Genomic DNA, 12432 nt, shown 5'->3' with positions numbered 1-12432 from the left:
CCATGTCTCGTATCGGCAAGAAGCCCGTCATCGTGCCGGCCGGCGTGACCGCGAAGGTCGACGGCCAGCTCGTCCAGGTGAAGGGCGCGAAGGGCGAGCTGCAGTTCCGGGTTCCCGACGATGTCGCGGTGACTCAGGACGGCAATTCGATCAAGGTCGACCCGCGCTCGAGCAGCAAGCGCGCTCGCGCTCTGTGGGGCACGTCGCGCGCTCAGGTGAATAATCTGGTGATCGGCGTCACCAGCGGCTTCGAGAAGAAGCTCGAGATCAACGGCGTCGGTTATCGCGCCGCGGTCGCCGGCAAGAATCTGCAGCTCGCGCTCGGCTATTCGCACGACGTGAACTATCCGATCCCGGCCGGCATAGCGATCGTGACGCCCAAGCCGACGGAGATCACCATCTCCGGCGTCGACAAGCGTCAGGTCGGTCAGGTCGCCGCGGAGATTCGTGCGTTGCGCGGCCCCGAGCCCTATAAGGGCAAGGGCGTGAAATACGCCGGCGAATTCATCTTCCGCAAGGAAGGCAAGAAGAAGTAAGGACGCGAGCCATGGCAAAGGACGTAAATGCAGCCGCCCGGCGCAAGGCCCGGGTCCGTCGGAGCATTCGCGCGCGCGCCTATGGCCGCCCGCGTCTGTCGGTGTTCCGCTCTTCAGAGCAGATCTATGCGCAGATCATCGACGACGAGAAGGGCGTGACCATCGTCTCCGCCTCGACGCTCGAGAAGGCCAATCGCGAGACGCTGAAGACGGGCGCCAACAAGGAAGCGGCGCATCTCGTCGGCAAGCAGATCGCGGAGCGTGCCGTCGCCCAGGGTATCACGGAAGTGGTGTTCGATCGCGGCGCCTATATCTATCACGGCCGCGTGCAGGCGCTGGCCGAGGGCGCCCGCGAGGGCGGCCTGCAGTTTTAAAACCCTTCTCCTGCTCTGCGGGAGAAGGTGTCGCCGCCATAGGGCGTTTGCAAGACGCCCGTCTTTCGGCGGCGACGGACGAGGGCCGTTGCGACTTGGTCGGAAAAAGGGCGCGGGCCCTCACCCGACCTCGCTTCGCGAGGCCACCCTCTCCCGCAGGCGAGAGAGGGAAAAGGACCCCAAGCGAGCGGCGATATTGCCGCGTAAGTGACGGAAGAGAAAATGGCTCGTGAACCTGAAGGCGGCCGCGGCCGCGACCGGGATCGGGACGATCGCGACAATGAGTTCGTGGATCGTCTGGTCCATATCAACCGCGTCGCCAAAGTGGTGAAGGGCGGTCGGCGTTTCGGCTTCGCCGCGCTCGTCGTCGTCGGCGATCAGAAAGGCCGCGTCGGCTATGGCCACGGCAAGGCGCGCGAAGTGCCGGAAGCGATCCGCAAGGCCACGGAAGCCGCCAAGCGCGCGCTGATCCGCGTGCCGCTGCGCGAAGGCCGCACGCTGCATCACGACGTCAACGGCCGCCATGGCGCGGGCCGCGTCGTGCTGCGCGCCGCGCCTCCCGGCACCGGCATCATCGCCGGCGGCCCGATGCGCGCCGTGTTCGAGACGCTCGGGGTTCACGACGTCGTGGCCAAGAGCCAGGGCTCGTCGAATCCCTACAACATGATCCGCGCGACGTTCGACGCGCTCGAGCGCGAGGATTCGCCGCGTTCGGTCGCGGCGCGCCGTTCTCTCAAGGTTTCCGCGCTTCAGGCGCGCCGTCAGGGCGCCGAGGCCGAAGCCGTCGACGCCTGAGGGGAGGGCTTGCGATGAGCGAGAAGAAGATTACCATCGAGCAGACCGGCAGCGCGACCGGCCGTCCGGATCGTCAGCGTAGGACGCTGACGGGCCTCGGCCTCACCCGCATCGGCCGTCGTCGCACGCTCGAGGACACGCCCGCCGTGCGCGGGATGATCGCGAAAGTCGCGCATCTCGTCAAAATCGTCGACGAGAAGTGAGGGCCGGGACAATGGTGAAGCTCAACGATCTCTCCGACAATCCCGGCGCCAGCAAGAACCGTATGCGCGTCGGCCGCGGCATCGGCTCCGGCAAGGGCAAGACCGCGGGTCGCGGCGTCAAGGGTCAAAAAGCCCGCACTGGCGTCGCTGTGAAAGGCTTCGAGGGCGGCCAGATGCCGCTGCATCGTCGTCTGCCGAAGCGCGGTTTCTACAACCCCTTCTCGACCGACTATAATGAGGTCAATCTCGGCCGCATTCAGCAGGCTGTGGAGGCCGGGAAGCTCGACGCCGCCACTCCGGTCACGCTCGAGACGCTGATCGCCGCCGGCGTGATCTCCAAGCCGCGCGACGGCGTGAAGATCCTCGGCAATGGCAAGCTGGAGGCGAAGCTCGCGTTCGAGGTCGCGGCCGCTTCGAAATCGGCGCTGGCTGCGATCGAGGCCGTCGGCGGCTCGATCAAGCTGCTCGTCGTGGCGGAAGAGCCCGCCTCGGCCTGAGGCGCGGCGCGGCTCGCGCGCCGCGGGAAGAGCGAACGATAAATCGAGGCGGCGTATTTTGCCGCCTCGAAGTTAGTCGTATCGACCAAAAAACTGGCGATCCGCCCATCCGTCGTGATACGGAGTCGCCTGTTCGAGCCGGCGAAAAGAGGCTAGACTTTTTTTTCGCCGACATCGTGCGATAGACATGCGCCGGGTCCGGCCCCTTCGACAGGGCTTGGCCGAAAACGGAGCGCGGCGTCGCGGCGGGCAGCGCTGCGTCGCTTCGACGCTCGCTTAAAAGAAACCGCGCGGCGCGCGACGAGGGAGCCTCGCCCATGGCATCGGCAGCCGAACAGCTTGCGGCCAACGTCAATTTTTCCGCTTTCAGCAAGGCGGACGAGCTCAAGAAACGCATCTGGTTCACGCTCGGCGCGCTGATCGTCTATCGTCTCGGCACTTATGTGCCGTTGCCGGGCATCGACCCGGACGCCTTCGCCAAGAGCTTCTTCGGCCAGTCGAAGGGCGTGCTCGAGCTGTTCAACATGTTCGCCGGCGGCGCGGTTCAGCGCAGCGCGATCTTCGCGCTGAACATCATGCCCTATATCTCCGCCTCCATTATCATTCAGCTGCTGACGACGGTCATTCCCTCGCTCGAGCAGGTGAAGAAGGAGGGTGAGCAGGGCCGCAAGGTCCTCAATCAATATACGCGCTATCTCACCGTCATTCTGGCGACCTTCCAGGCCTATGGCATGGCCATCGGCCTCGAGGGGCAGCAGGGCGTCGTCACCGAGCCGGGGCTGTTCTTCCGCCTCACAACCGTCGTCACTCTGGTCGGCGGCACCATGTTCCTGATGTGGCTGGGCGAGCAGATCACCTCGCGCGGCATCGGCAACGGCTCCTCGCTGATCATCTTCGCGGGCATTGTCGCGGCCTTTCCGGCCGCGGTTCTGAGCACGCTCGAGCTCGGCAAGCAGGGCGCGATTTCGACCGGAATCATCCTCGGCGTGATAGCCATGTCCTTCTTCGTCATCGCCTTCATAGTCTATATGGAGCGAGCGCAGAGGCGATTGCTGATCACCTATCCGAAACGCCAGCACGGCAATCGCGTCTATGAGGGCCAGACGTCCTTCCTGCCGCTCAAGCTCAACACCGCCGGCGTCATTCCGCCGATCTTCGCCTCCTCGCTGCTGCTGCTGCCGACGACGATCGCGAATTTTTATCAGACGCAGGGCACGGACAATATTTTTGCGACCATCTCGGCCTATTTCGGGCACGGACGGCCGCTCTACATGCTGTCCTATGTCGGGCTGATCGTCTTCTTCGCCTTCTTTTACACGGCCATCGTCTTCAATCCGACGGAGACGGCGGACAATCTCAAGAAGCATGGCGGCTTCATCCCCGGCATTCGTCCCGGCGAGCGGACGTCGAAATTCATCGACGACGTGCTGATGCGCATCACCGTGCTCGGCGCCGCTTATCTCGCGGTGATCTGCCTGCTGCCGGAGATGCTGATCTCCTACGCCAATCTGCCCTTCTATTTCGGCGGCACCTCGCTGCTCATCGTGGTGAGCGTGACGATGGATACGGTGGCGCAGATCCACGGTCATCTCCAGGCTCATCAATATGAGGGCCTGATCCGTAAGACGAAGCTACGCGGGCGACGCAAATGAGGCTGGTTCTGCTCGGACCGCCGGGCGCGGGCAAGGGCACGCAATCGGCTCGGCTGGTCGCGAAATATGCGATCCCTCAGCTTTCGACCGGCGACATGCTGCGCGCCGCCGTCGAGGCCAGGACGCCGATCGGCCTCGAGGCCAAGGAGATCATGGATCGCGGCGCGCTGGTGCCCGACGCTGTCGTCGTCGGCATCATCGGTCAGCGCATCAAGGAGAAGGACGCCGCCAAGGGCTTCATTCTCGATGGTTTCCCGCGCACCGTGGCGCAGGCGCAGGCCTTGGACGATCTGCTCGTTCGCGAGGGGCTGAAGCTCGACGCCGTCATCGAGCTCAGCGTCGACGAGAATGCGCTGCTCGCGCGTATGCAGAATAGAGTCGACGAGACGCGGGCGCGCGGCGGCGACGTTCGGGCGGACGACAATCCGCAAGCGTTCAAGACGCGTCTCGACGCCTATCGGACGCAGACAGCGCCCGTTTCGCATTATTACGCCGGCAAAGGCGAGCTGAAACAGGTGGACGGCATGGCGCCGGTCGACGCAGTCAGCGTCGCGATCGAGCAAGCTCTGACGCGCTGAGCTCGGGCCCGTCCTTCGTTATCTTCGTGGTCGCGGAAGCCGCGAAGACCAGAAGGGCGCCTCTTTGGGAACTGCGTCGACGGCGGAGCGCGGCGACGCAGCCGACGTCGCGTCACTCGCAATCGAGCTTGCGCCCGCGCAAATGGCAGCGCAGCAGCGGCGCCGCATGGGCGTCGTAATTGGTGACGATCCATTCGCCTTCCCCGCGCTCGAAGATCGCAAAGCCGAATTTGGCGGCGATCCCGCGGCCGTGCTCGACTGTGGCCTCGCCGATCGTCGCGCCATCGAAACGGTCTGGAATATGCGGATCCATCGCCGTGCCGCCGACGCCGACGACGAATTGCGCCGGCCGATCGTCACGAAAGCCGATGGCTTCGAAGGCGTGCAGATGACCCGATAGTATCGCTCGAACATTCGCCGGCAGCGTGTCGTGAGCGGCGGCGGCCAGCGTCTCGTTGACGCCGAGAGTCTCGCCGAGCCGCGAGCGGAACAGCGAAAATATCGGCTTGTGAAACGCATACCAGACGGGGCCGGGAACATTCTTCGCGACGGCGAGCTGCGTGCGCAGAAAGGCCGCCTGCTCGCCGACGACGGTTCGTTCCTCCGCCTCTGTCGTGTCGAGGATGAACAACGTCGGATCGTCGATGTCGACGCGATAGGCCGGCTCGCGTTCGGCGCATTTCGCGTCTTCCGCCGGCGGCAGCGGCGACAAGGCGCGGGTCCATCCTTCGCCGGCGCGCTTGCATATCTCGTGATTGCCTCGGACCATCGCCCAGGGGGCGGCGCGCAGCAGAGCGGCGCCGGGGTCGAAGAAATCGGCTTTCCACGTCTCCCAATTGTCGCCATGCGGCGAGCCGGCGCAGCCCTTCATTCCCGGCGGACAGGCGCTTTCGCGATAGTGATAGTCTCCGACATGGATGACGAGATCGGGCGCGAATTCGGCGGCTATATCCGCCGTGAGGCGAAAGGGCCAGGCGCGGATCGAATTGCAGTCCTGTAGAAATATGCCTTTGAGCCGGCAGCCGGTGTCGCCGAACACGAGAATCCTGTCCACGCGGGCCGGGGGCGGGGCCAATGGCGCGCCGTCTATGGCGAGGCTTTTCGCGCCTTTCGGCACATCCACCGCGCAAATGACGATGGGGAAACCTTCGCCCGCTCGGGCGCGCGGCGTCATTGCGACAGGGCGTCCGTCGATCTCTGCGCTCGGACAGGCGTCGGTCTGCGTGATGGCGCGGGCCTGCCAGCCGCGGGTCGTCGCTTGCAGCCAGCGGTAGGAATCGCCGGCGCGCGCTGGCTCGACCCATGACAAAAAGGCGAGCGCGAGGCCGGGCATGACCAGCATTTTTGTAGCGAGTCCGCGAGCCGCGACGAAAATGTGGGATTTATAGGGATTTGCGTCGATAGGTGTCATCTTTTCGCCGGTTTCCGAAAGTTGTCTCGGGCTCGGCTGCTGCGAATCGCGCGTCGTGTTTTGACGAATTCGCCGCGGGCCGGGCGCCTCGCATGGGCTCACACGGGGGAAGGGACACTCCATGAAGAAGATTTTGGTTCTGGCGGCGGCGTTGGCCATGGCCGCGCCGCTCGCCGGCTGCAATACGCCCGGCGAACGCGCCGCGGGCGGCGCCCTCATCGGCGGCGCGGGCGGAGCGGCGATCGGCGCCGCGGCCTCCGGCGGCCGCGCGGGCGGCACGCTGGCAGGCGCGGCGATCGGCGCGGCGACCGGCGCCGTCGTCGGCGCGGCGACCGCCCCGCCGCAGCGATGCGCCCGCTGGGGCTGGGATTATTACGGCAATCGCGTCTGCGTCGCCTATTACAATTACTGAATGAGAAAGGACGCGGAGCTGCGCGCTTCGCGTCCACTGTTTTTGTGCGGTCGTGTCCGGCGGCCTCAATGCGCCGCCGCGAGGCCGAGCGCGCCGCGCAGCTCGGCGCGAGCCGCCGCCACCTCTTTTTGATAGCTCGGATCGAGCTCCATGATCGCGTGGACGGCATAGGCGACGAGCCGCGCCGCCGCCACATCGCTCGGGAAATGCACGCCGCAGACGAGACGATTATGGCCGTAAGCCTCCGCCCGCGCGAGAATTTCGTCGCGTCGCTCGGGCGCTATGTCGATCAGCGCCAGACCCATCAGATAGCCGACGGTCGTGTGGCCGCTCGGATAGGAATCGTCCTTCGTCTTGGTCTTGCAGACCGGATGCAGCGTCTTGTCGACATTATAGGGTCGGATGCGACGGAACGCCTCCTTGGCGGCGCCCGTATTGGCCGATTCGTCCGCCTTCAGCCGCGCGCCCAGCGCCGCCACCGCCGGCAAATTCTCCTTGCTGAATTTTTCACCGAAGACGGTTTTGAACAGGAAGATCGTCTGGTTCTCGTCATCGGCCTGGGCGCTCGCGACCTGCTCGGCCGTTCGCACGCTTTCGATGCGATGCAATTCGGCGAGCTCGGCGTCGCTCGTCGCGGAATGCGGCGCGGGCGGCGTGGGGAGTATCGCGAGAGGATGGCTCTGTTCCGGCGTGACGAAGCCCTCCCGCGCGGCGGCTGGCGCGCAGAGCAGGGCGAGAAGGATGATCGTCGCGGCTGTCGTCTTCATTCGAGCGGGTTCCGGCGGCCGTCATTGCATGTCGCGCGCGATCGCGGGGCCGCCCGGCCGCGCGCTCGGGTCGGAGCTTTCTAGCCGAAATTTCGTTTCGGCGCGATGACGGCGCGCGGCTTTCCATCGAGCGGCCGCGCGCGGACGAGCCTCGCGACGGCGGTCGTCGGAATGAGCCGGACGCGGCGTCAGATGATCGGCAGGAACAGATCGGTGATCGTCTCATGCTCCGGCGCATCGGGATAAAAGCCGATCCGCTGGCAGAACAGCGGAAAATCGCGCGGCTCTTCGCCGCTCGCCGGCAGCCAGTCGCGATAGAGGAAGAGCGCCGGCCGTTCCAGATTCTCGCTGGAGCCGATGACGCGCAGAACCGCGCAACGTCCGCCCGGCAGCAGCCCGGCGGTCACGCCGAGCGCATTGGCCTCTATCGGGCGATTTGTGGCGGCGCAGAGGTCGAGGCGAAACTCTTCCAGCGGCGTTGTGCGCGGGTCGCAGGGAAAGGTCGTGAATGTCGCGGCGATCTCGCGGCCGAGCCCCGCGGCTCTGCGCCAGTCGATGAAGCGCCGCACCGTCTCATAGACTCGGCCCGGATCGCCTCTATGGGTCAGAATGGCGACGGGCGTCGCGGGAAACTCTCTCACGGTCACATCGTTCAGAGAATAGGTCATCTTCGCGCTCCTGACACGGTCCAGCGGCTCCAAGGCCGCGAGCCACGACTCCCAATCGGGAGATTTGCGGAAGGCCGAAGGCGCCTGCCCGACGCATTCCCGAAAGGCGCGGGCGAAAGCGTCCGGCGCCTCATAGCCGGCGTCGAGCGCGATTTCCGTCACATTGGCGTCGTGGCGAAAGGCCAGCCGATAGGAGGCCCGCTTCATGCGGGCGAGCTGGACATAGCGATGCGCCGACATGCCGAAAGTCGCGCCGAACTGCCGGTGGAAATGATGTTTCGAGAAAGCCGCAACGCCGCTGAGAATGTCGAGGCTCAGATTTTCGTCGAGATGCCGATCGATATGATCCAGCACGCGCCGCATCCGGGCCTGATAATTCTCGAGCGCCGTCTTCGTCATCGTTTCCTCCGTGGCGCTCTCTTCTTGGAGCGCGCCGCGCCGGCGCGCTCGACCGATCTTGCTGTCTCGCGAGCAATTTTTTTCTCGAGGATGAAACGCGAGACAGGCGATCCTCGAATGTCACGCTGCGGCGTAGGGCGTTCTCCTATGAGGGGAAGACGGGCGGGTCCGCGCCCGTGCGCCGATTTGCGGAGAACAGGTCATGAAGTTCGTCAAAATCGTTCTGCTCTTTCTCGTCTTCGCGGCCTCCTCGGGGCTGGCGCGCGCCGAGACCCCGACGGCGCCGCGCTATAAAGCGGTCGCTTTCGATTTTTTCGTGCTCTTCGACGCCAATTCTGTCGTTCCGGCGGTCGAGGCCGCCTTTCCCGGCAAAGGCGCGGAATTCACGAAGCTCTGGCGCGCCAAGCAGTTCGAATATTGCTTCTTGCGCTCGCTCACCGGCCGCCACGCAGATTTCTTCGAGGTGACGGGCGACGCGCTCGCTTTTGCGGCGCAGGCGATGAAGCTCGATCTTCCGCCGGAAAAGCGCGAGCGCCTCATGAACGCCTATCTGACGCTCGGCCCCTGGCCGGATACGCTGGACGCGTTGCGCCGGCTCAAAGCCGCGGGCGTGCGCATCGTCACACTGGCGAATTTCAGCGGTAGAATGTTGCAGGCCAATGCGGAGCGCGCCGGCCTCGCCGGCTATTTCGAGGAATTGTTGAGCACGGAGGTCAATAAGACCTTCAAGCCCGATCCTGCGGCCTATGCGCTGGGCCCGCAGCGGCTGAAGCTCGCCAAGGAGGAGATTCTCTTCGCCGCTTTCGGCGGCTGGGACGCCTATGGGGCCAAGGCCTTCGGCTATCCGACCATTTGGGTGAACCGCTTCGGCCTGCCGGCGGAAAAACTCGGCGTCACGCCGGATGCGGTCGCGTCGGATATGAAAGGGCTGCTGGAGCTGGTTCTGGGCCGTTCGTGAGGCTCAGGCGATCTTTGCATAGACCGCGTCTATGCGCGCGCCCCGATCCGCGCCGGCGACGACGGCGAGCGTCAAGCCGCTCGCCTCGGCCTCGGAGCGCGCCAGAGCCTCCAGCCGGCGCGCCTCGGCCTCATTGGGCGCGAAGGCGAAGCCGGTCGGTCCCCAGGACGTCTGGCCGAGGCCGGCCGCGCCGGCGTCCGCCAGCCGCGCCAGCAGCCTCTCGACCGCGGCGCTGGTGAAGCGCCGCCCACCCTGCGCCGGCGCGAAATAATCCCCGACGATCGCCTGAATCGCGGCGATGGCCGCGCCGAAAGCGGCGAAATTTCTTTCCGCCACGGCGGGCAGCGCCTGCATCAGCACCAGTCGGCACAATCGCCCGGCGTTCTCCTCCGACAGCGGCGGCAGCTCTGCGAAGGCCTTGCGCTCCGCGGCGCCGTGCAGGCCGATCGAGCCCGGGTCGGAGACGAGCAGAATGCGCCACTCCTCGGGAAAGGCGAGGCGGGAGACGATCGGCGGAGTCGTCGTCTCGGCGCCGCGGCCGCCATCGACCACGAGACCGCCGCGCGTGAACAGCCCCGCCCCGAGGCCGGAGCGGGCGCCGCGTTGCAAAAGGGCGGCGTCCGCCTCCACATCCTGCGGCAGATCTTCGATGCGGCGCAGCGCGGCGCCGATGGCCAGCGCGAGCTGCGTGCCGGAGCCGAGACCCGAATGGGGAGGAATCGCCCGCTCGATCGCCAGACGATAGCGCTTGCCGGGCGCGAGCGCGGCGCCCGCCTTCTCGAGCAGAGCGAGGGCGCGTTCGGCGTCCGGACCGAAAGCCTCCATCTTTTCCGCGGGCCGCAGCGTCAGCCGCGTCGCCGGCGCGTCTATGGAGAGGCCGAGCCCGCCGAATTTGCGGCCGAGCGCACCATTCATGTCCAGGAAGCCGAGATGCAATCTCGCCGCGGCGACGACGCTCACGCTGATCGGCATGGAGCCTCATTTTCGGACTTTACGCGGAATATCCGCTATATCTCGCTTCCCGGCGCGGTTTCACGCCGGCGTCGACGGGGCGCGCGCATATTCGTCTAGGCCGAGTAAGGCGCCGCGCGCGCGAAGGCAAGAGCCCGTCTGAAGGGGAGCCCGTTTGGAGAACTCCTCCGGGCGAGCGAGAGAGGGGGATGTCATGGCCGCCGAGGAGCGCAGCTATTCGCAAGAAGAGATCACCGCCAGGCTCGCCGCCGAGCTGCCGCATTGGCGGTTCGAGAACGGCTGGATTCGCCGCAAATACAAGACTCATGGCTGGAAAGGCACGCTGATGGTCGTCAATACGGTCGGCCATCTCGCCGAGGCCGCCTGGCACCATCCCGATATCGCCGCTTCCTACGCTTTTGTCGAAGTGAAGCTGATGACCCATACGGCCAAGGGCGTGACCGACAAGGATTTCGCGCTCGCCCACAAGATCGAGGAGGTCGTCTGCTGGCGTCCGGGCGAAGAGGGCGGCGCGCTCGAGGGAACGCCCGAGACCGACCAGCGCTTCGCCTATATCAAATACGACTGATCGAGACACGATCTACTGGAGACGAGAGTGACGACGACGATAGAATCGTCGCGCGAGCGGTTCTTTTCGCTCGTCGCGGCGCGGCCGGTCATCATGGGCATCGTCAATGTGACGCCCGATTCCTTTTCCGACGGCGGCCGCTTCTTTTCGCCCGAGGCGGCGCTGGCGCAGGCCAAGAAGCTCGCCGAAGAGGGCGCCGATATCGTCGATGTCGGGGCCGAATCGACGCGGCCGGGCCATACGCCCCTGACGGCGGAGGAGGAGTGGGCGCGGCTCGAGCCGTTGTTGCGAGCCCTCGTGTCGCAATGCGGCGTTCCCGTCTCGATCGATACTTATAAGGCGCAGACGGCGCGCCGCGCGCTCGCGGCCGGCGTCACGATCGTGAACGATATCTGGGGTTTGCAGCGCGATCCCGATATGGCCCCGGCGGTCGCCGAGGCCGGCGCGGGCGTCGTCGCCATGCATAATCGCGCCGAGGTCGCGCCACAGATCGACATCGTCGCCGACATGCTCGGCTTTTTCGAGCGGTCGCTGGAGATAGCGGCCGCGGCGGGCGTGCCCGAATCCCGCGTGATTCTCGACCCCGGCGTCGGCTTCGGCAAGACGCGGGAGCAGGATTTCGAGGCTCTGCGCGCGGTTCCGCAGCTCATGCGATTCGGGCGGCCGGTGCTGATCGGCGTGTCGCGGAAGCGCCTCTTCGGCGCGCTGCTCGGCGCCGAGGTCGATGCGCGCCTCATCGCCACAGTGGCGGCCAATCTCATCGCGGCGATGAATGGCGCGCGGATTTTCCGTGTCCATGACGCCGCCGAGCACAGAGCGGCCTTCGCCGTGCTCGACACTCTGACACAGGGAAAAGGACGCCTATGACGACGGTCGAGACGAGAGTCGGCTTTGGTTTGGGCAGCAATCTCGGCGACCGGCCGGCCAATATAAGGCGGGCGATCGCATTGATCGGGGAGCGCGGAATCGCTCGTCTCGACGCTGTCTCCCGCCTCTATCGAACGCCGCCCTGGGGAGATGTCGATCAGGGCGATTTCGCCAACGCCTGCGCGCTCGGCTGGACCAGCCTGTCGCCCTATGAGCTTCTGGCCGCGGTCAAGACCATAGAGGCCGATATGGGCCGCACGCCGACGCGGCGTTGGGGGCCGCGGCTCATCGATGTCGACATTCTGTTTTTCGGCGATCACACAATGGACGATCCGGAACTCACCTTGCCGCATAAGGAGCTGTTCGCGCGAGCGTTCGTGCTGAAGCCGCTGGCCGAGATCGGCGGCGATCTGACGCTCGACGGCGTGTCGGTGGCGCAGGCCGCCGCCGAGGTCGTCGCGGATGGGATCGGAATCTGGGAGGAAAAGTCCACCAACCCCCGATGAGCTATGACGCCACAGTCCGAAGAGGTGGTGATATGGTCCATATGGGCGGGGGTCGATAAGGGGATCGAAAATACCGCATAAGCTACTGATAAAAAATAATATATAGATTCATAGAAAATTTCTATCAATGCGCTTATGGGTAGGTATATGGCTCACTTATCCGGGGCCGTGCCTGCCCTAAAAACTTTTTGTGACCATTCAATAGACTGACATAACCCACCCTATTGGATATTGTCATTAGGCAGCGGAACGGAAATGGTTGCGGCTCG

The 12432-nt window shown here is 65.3% G+C and carries 16 protein-coding genes; 12 read left to right on the top strand and 4 right to left on the bottom strand.

Going from position 1 to position 12432, the window contains the following annotated elements; all coding sequences use genetic code 11:
- The first annotated feature begins 2 nt into the window (after positions 1-2).
- From rplF to KP010_RS10560, 7 genes are all read left to right on the top strand, one after another.
- The gene (gene rplF, locus KP010_RS10590) at positions 3-536 is read left to right on the top strand and encodes a 50S ribosomal protein L6 (protein WP_142862434.1); all 534 of its coding nucleotides are present in this window, start codon (positions 3-5) and stop codon (positions 534-536) included.
- Positions 537-547: 11 nt separating this feature from the next.
- Entirely contained in the window at positions 548-910 is a 363-nt protein-coding gene (gene rplR / locus KP010_RS10585; RefSeq protein ID WP_108918347.1) for a 50S ribosomal protein L18, read from the top strand.
- Positions 911-1132: 222 nt separating this feature from the next.
- On the top strand, positions 1133-1705 hold the full coding sequence (gene rpsE / locus KP010_RS10580; RefSeq protein WP_018266623.1) for a 30S ribosomal protein S5: 573 nt from the start codon (positions 1133-1135) through the stop codon (positions 1703-1705).
- 14 nt (positions 1706-1719) lie between these two features.
- Complete coding sequence (rpmD, locus tag KP010_RS10575; protein WP_108918346.1) at positions 1720-1908, top strand: 50S ribosomal protein L30; 189 nt, start codon at positions 1720-1722, stop codon at positions 1906-1908.
- A 14-nt stretch (positions 1909-1922) separates the two neighbouring features.
- The gene (gene rplO / locus KP010_RS10570) at positions 1923-2405 is read left to right on the top strand and encodes a 50S ribosomal protein L15 (RefSeq protein ID WP_142862447.1); all 483 of its coding nucleotides are present in this window, start codon (positions 1923-1925) and stop codon (positions 2403-2405) included.
- A 317-nt stretch (positions 2406-2722) separates the two neighbouring features.
- On the top strand, positions 2723-4057 hold the full coding sequence (gene secY, locus KP010_RS10565) for a preprotein translocase subunit SecY (RefSeq protein WP_108918345.1): 1335 nt from the start codon (positions 2723-2725) through the stop codon (positions 4055-4057).
- Positions 4054-4635 (top strand): adenylate kinase, encoded by a 582-nt coding sequence (locus KP010_RS10560; RefSeq protein ID WP_142862435.1) that lies wholly within the window; start codon positions 4054-4056, stop codon positions 4633-4635. The genes secY and KP010_RS10560 overlap by 4 nt, the downstream gene beginning before the upstream one ends.
- Positions 4636-4747: 112 nt before the next feature.
- On the opposite strand, the gene KP010_RS10555 is transcribed toward KP010_RS10560, so the two are convergent.
- Positions 4748-6046: a metallophosphoesterase gene (locus KP010_RS10555; RefSeq protein ID WP_142862436.1), complete on the bottom strand. Its 1299-nt coding sequence runs from the start codon at positions 6044-6046 to the stop codon at positions 4748-4750.
- A gap of 121 nt (positions 6047-6167) precedes the next feature.
- Between KP010_RS10555 and KP010_RS10550 the strand changes: the two genes are divergently transcribed.
- Positions 6168-6458 carry a hypothetical protein gene (locus tag KP010_RS10550; RefSeq protein WP_142862437.1) on the top strand — a complete coding sequence of 97 codons (291 nt, stop codon included), beginning with the start codon at positions 6168-6170 and terminating at the stop codon, positions 6456-6458.
- A 65-nt stretch (positions 6459-6523) separates the two neighbouring features.
- On the opposite strand, the gene KP010_RS10545 is transcribed toward KP010_RS10550, so the two are convergent.
- Positions 6524-7225 (bottom strand): phosphatase PAP2 family protein, encoded by a 702-nt coding sequence (locus tag KP010_RS10545; RefSeq protein WP_142862438.1) that lies wholly within the window; start codon positions 7223-7225, stop codon positions 6524-6526.
- 188 nt (positions 7226-7413) lie between these two features.
- Positions 7414-8292 carry a GyrI-like domain-containing protein gene (locus KP010_RS10540; protein WP_142862439.1) on the bottom strand — a complete coding sequence of 293 codons (879 nt, stop codon included), beginning with the start codon at positions 8290-8292 and terminating at the stop codon, positions 7414-7416.
- 202 nt (positions 8293-8494) lie between these two features.
- Between KP010_RS10540 and KP010_RS10535 the strand changes: the two genes are divergently transcribed.
- On the top strand, positions 8495-9250 hold the full coding sequence (locus KP010_RS10535; RefSeq protein ID WP_142862440.1) for a haloacid dehalogenase type II: 756 nt from the start codon (positions 8495-8497) through the stop codon (positions 9248-9250).
- A gap of 3 nt (positions 9251-9253) precedes the next feature.
- On the opposite strand, the gene KP010_RS10530 is transcribed toward KP010_RS10535, so the two are convergent.
- Positions 9254-10222 (bottom strand): beta-ribofuranosylaminobenzene 5'-phosphate synthase family protein, encoded by a 969-nt coding sequence (locus tag KP010_RS10530; protein WP_142862441.1) that lies wholly within the window; start codon positions 10220-10222, stop codon positions 9254-9256.
- A 193-nt stretch (positions 10223-10415) separates the two neighbouring features.
- On the opposite strand from KP010_RS10530, the gene KP010_RS10525 reads away from it, so the two are divergent.
- From KP010_RS10525 to folK, 3 genes are all read left to right on the top strand, one after another.
- Positions 10416-10790 carry a 4a-hydroxytetrahydrobiopterin dehydratase gene (locus KP010_RS10525; RefSeq protein ID WP_142862442.1) on the top strand — a complete coding sequence of 125 codons (375 nt, stop codon included), beginning with the start codon at positions 10416-10418 and terminating at the stop codon, positions 10788-10790.
- A gap of 93 nt (positions 10791-10883) precedes the next feature.
- A complete protein-coding gene (folP, locus tag KP010_RS10520) occupies positions 10884-11657 on the top strand; it encodes a dihydropteroate synthase (RefSeq protein ID WP_210244285.1) in 774 nt (257 codons plus the stop codon).
- Positions 11654-12163, top strand: a complete 510-nt coding sequence (gene folK / locus KP010_RS10515) for a 2-amino-4-hydroxy-6-hydroxymethyldihydropteridine diphosphokinase (RefSeq protein ID WP_142862444.1) — start codon at positions 11654-11656, stop codon at positions 12161-12163. Before folP ends, folK begins: the two co-directional genes overlap by 4 nt.
- Positions 12164-12432 lie beyond the last annotated feature (269 nt).

The organism is Methylosinus sp. KRF6 (assembly GCF_018887255.1).
In the GTDB taxonomy this organism is placed as follows: domain Bacteria; phylum Pseudomonadota; class Alphaproteobacteria; order Rhizobiales; family Beijerinckiaceae; genus Methylosinus; species Methylosinus sporium.
The sequence above is the reverse complement of the archived record's forward strand: the minus strand, read 5'-3'. Positions and strand labels throughout refer to the sequence as shown.

What these genes read in the sequence shown, in the direction of transcription:
- rplF (WP_142862434.1), top strand. Translation starts at nt 3, where the DNA reads ATGTCTCGTATCGGCAAGAAGCCCGTCATCGTGCCGGCCGGCGTGACC.
- rplR (WP_108918347.1), top strand. Translation starts at nt 548, where the DNA reads ATGGCAAAGGACGTAAATGCAGCCGCCCGGCGCAAGGCCCGGGTCCGT.
- rpsE (WP_018266623.1), top strand. Translation starts at nt 1,133, where the DNA reads ATGGCTCGTGAACCTGAAGGCGGCCGCGGCCGCGACCGGGATCGGGAC.
- rpmD (WP_108918346.1), top strand. Translation starts at nt 1,720, where the DNA reads ATGAGCGAGAAGAAGATTACCATCGAGCAGACCGGCAGCGCGACCGGC.
- secY (WP_108918345.1), top strand. Translation starts at nt 2,723, where the DNA reads ATGGCATCGGCAGCCGAACAGCTTGCGGCCAACGTCAATTTTTCCGCT.
- KP010_RS10560 (WP_142862435.1), top strand. Translation starts at nt 4,054, where the DNA reads ATGAGGCTGGTTCTGCTCGGACCGCCGGGCGCGGGCAAGGGCACGCAA.
- KP010_RS10555 (WP_142862436.1), bottom strand. Translation starts at nt 6,046, where the DNA reads ATGACACCTATCGACGCAAATCCCTATAAATCCCACATTTTCGTCGCG.
- KP010_RS10550 (WP_142862437.1), top strand. Translation starts at nt 6,168, where the DNA reads ATGAAGAAGATTTTGGTTCTGGCGGCGGCGTTGGCCATGGCCGCGCCG.
- KP010_RS10545 (WP_142862438.1), bottom strand. Translation starts at nt 7,225, where the DNA reads ATGAAGACGACAGCCGCGACGATCATCCTTCTCGCCCTGCTCTGCGCG.
- KP010_RS10540 (WP_142862439.1), bottom strand. Translation starts at nt 8,292, where the DNA reads ATGACGAAGACGGCGCTCGAGAATTATCAGGCCCGGATGCGGCGCGTG.
- KP010_RS10535 (WP_142862440.1), top strand. Translation starts at nt 8,495, where the DNA reads ATGAAGTTCGTCAAAATCGTTCTGCTCTTTCTCGTCTTCGCGGCCTCC.
- KP010_RS10530 (WP_142862441.1), bottom strand. Translation starts at nt 10,222, where the DNA reads ATGCCGATCAGCGTGAGCGTCGTCGCCGCGGCGAGATTGCATCTCGGC.
- KP010_RS10525 (WP_142862442.1), top strand. Translation starts at nt 10,416, where the DNA reads ATGGCCGCCGAGGAGCGCAGCTATTCGCAAGAAGAGATCACCGCCAGG.
- folP (WP_210244285.1), top strand. Translation starts at nt 10,884, where the DNA reads ATGGGCATCGTCAATGTGACGCCCGATTCCTTTTCCGACGGCGGCCGC.
- folK (WP_142862444.1), top strand. Translation starts at nt 11,654, where the DNA reads ATGACGACGGTCGAGACGAGAGTCGGCTTTGGTTTGGGCAGCAATCTC.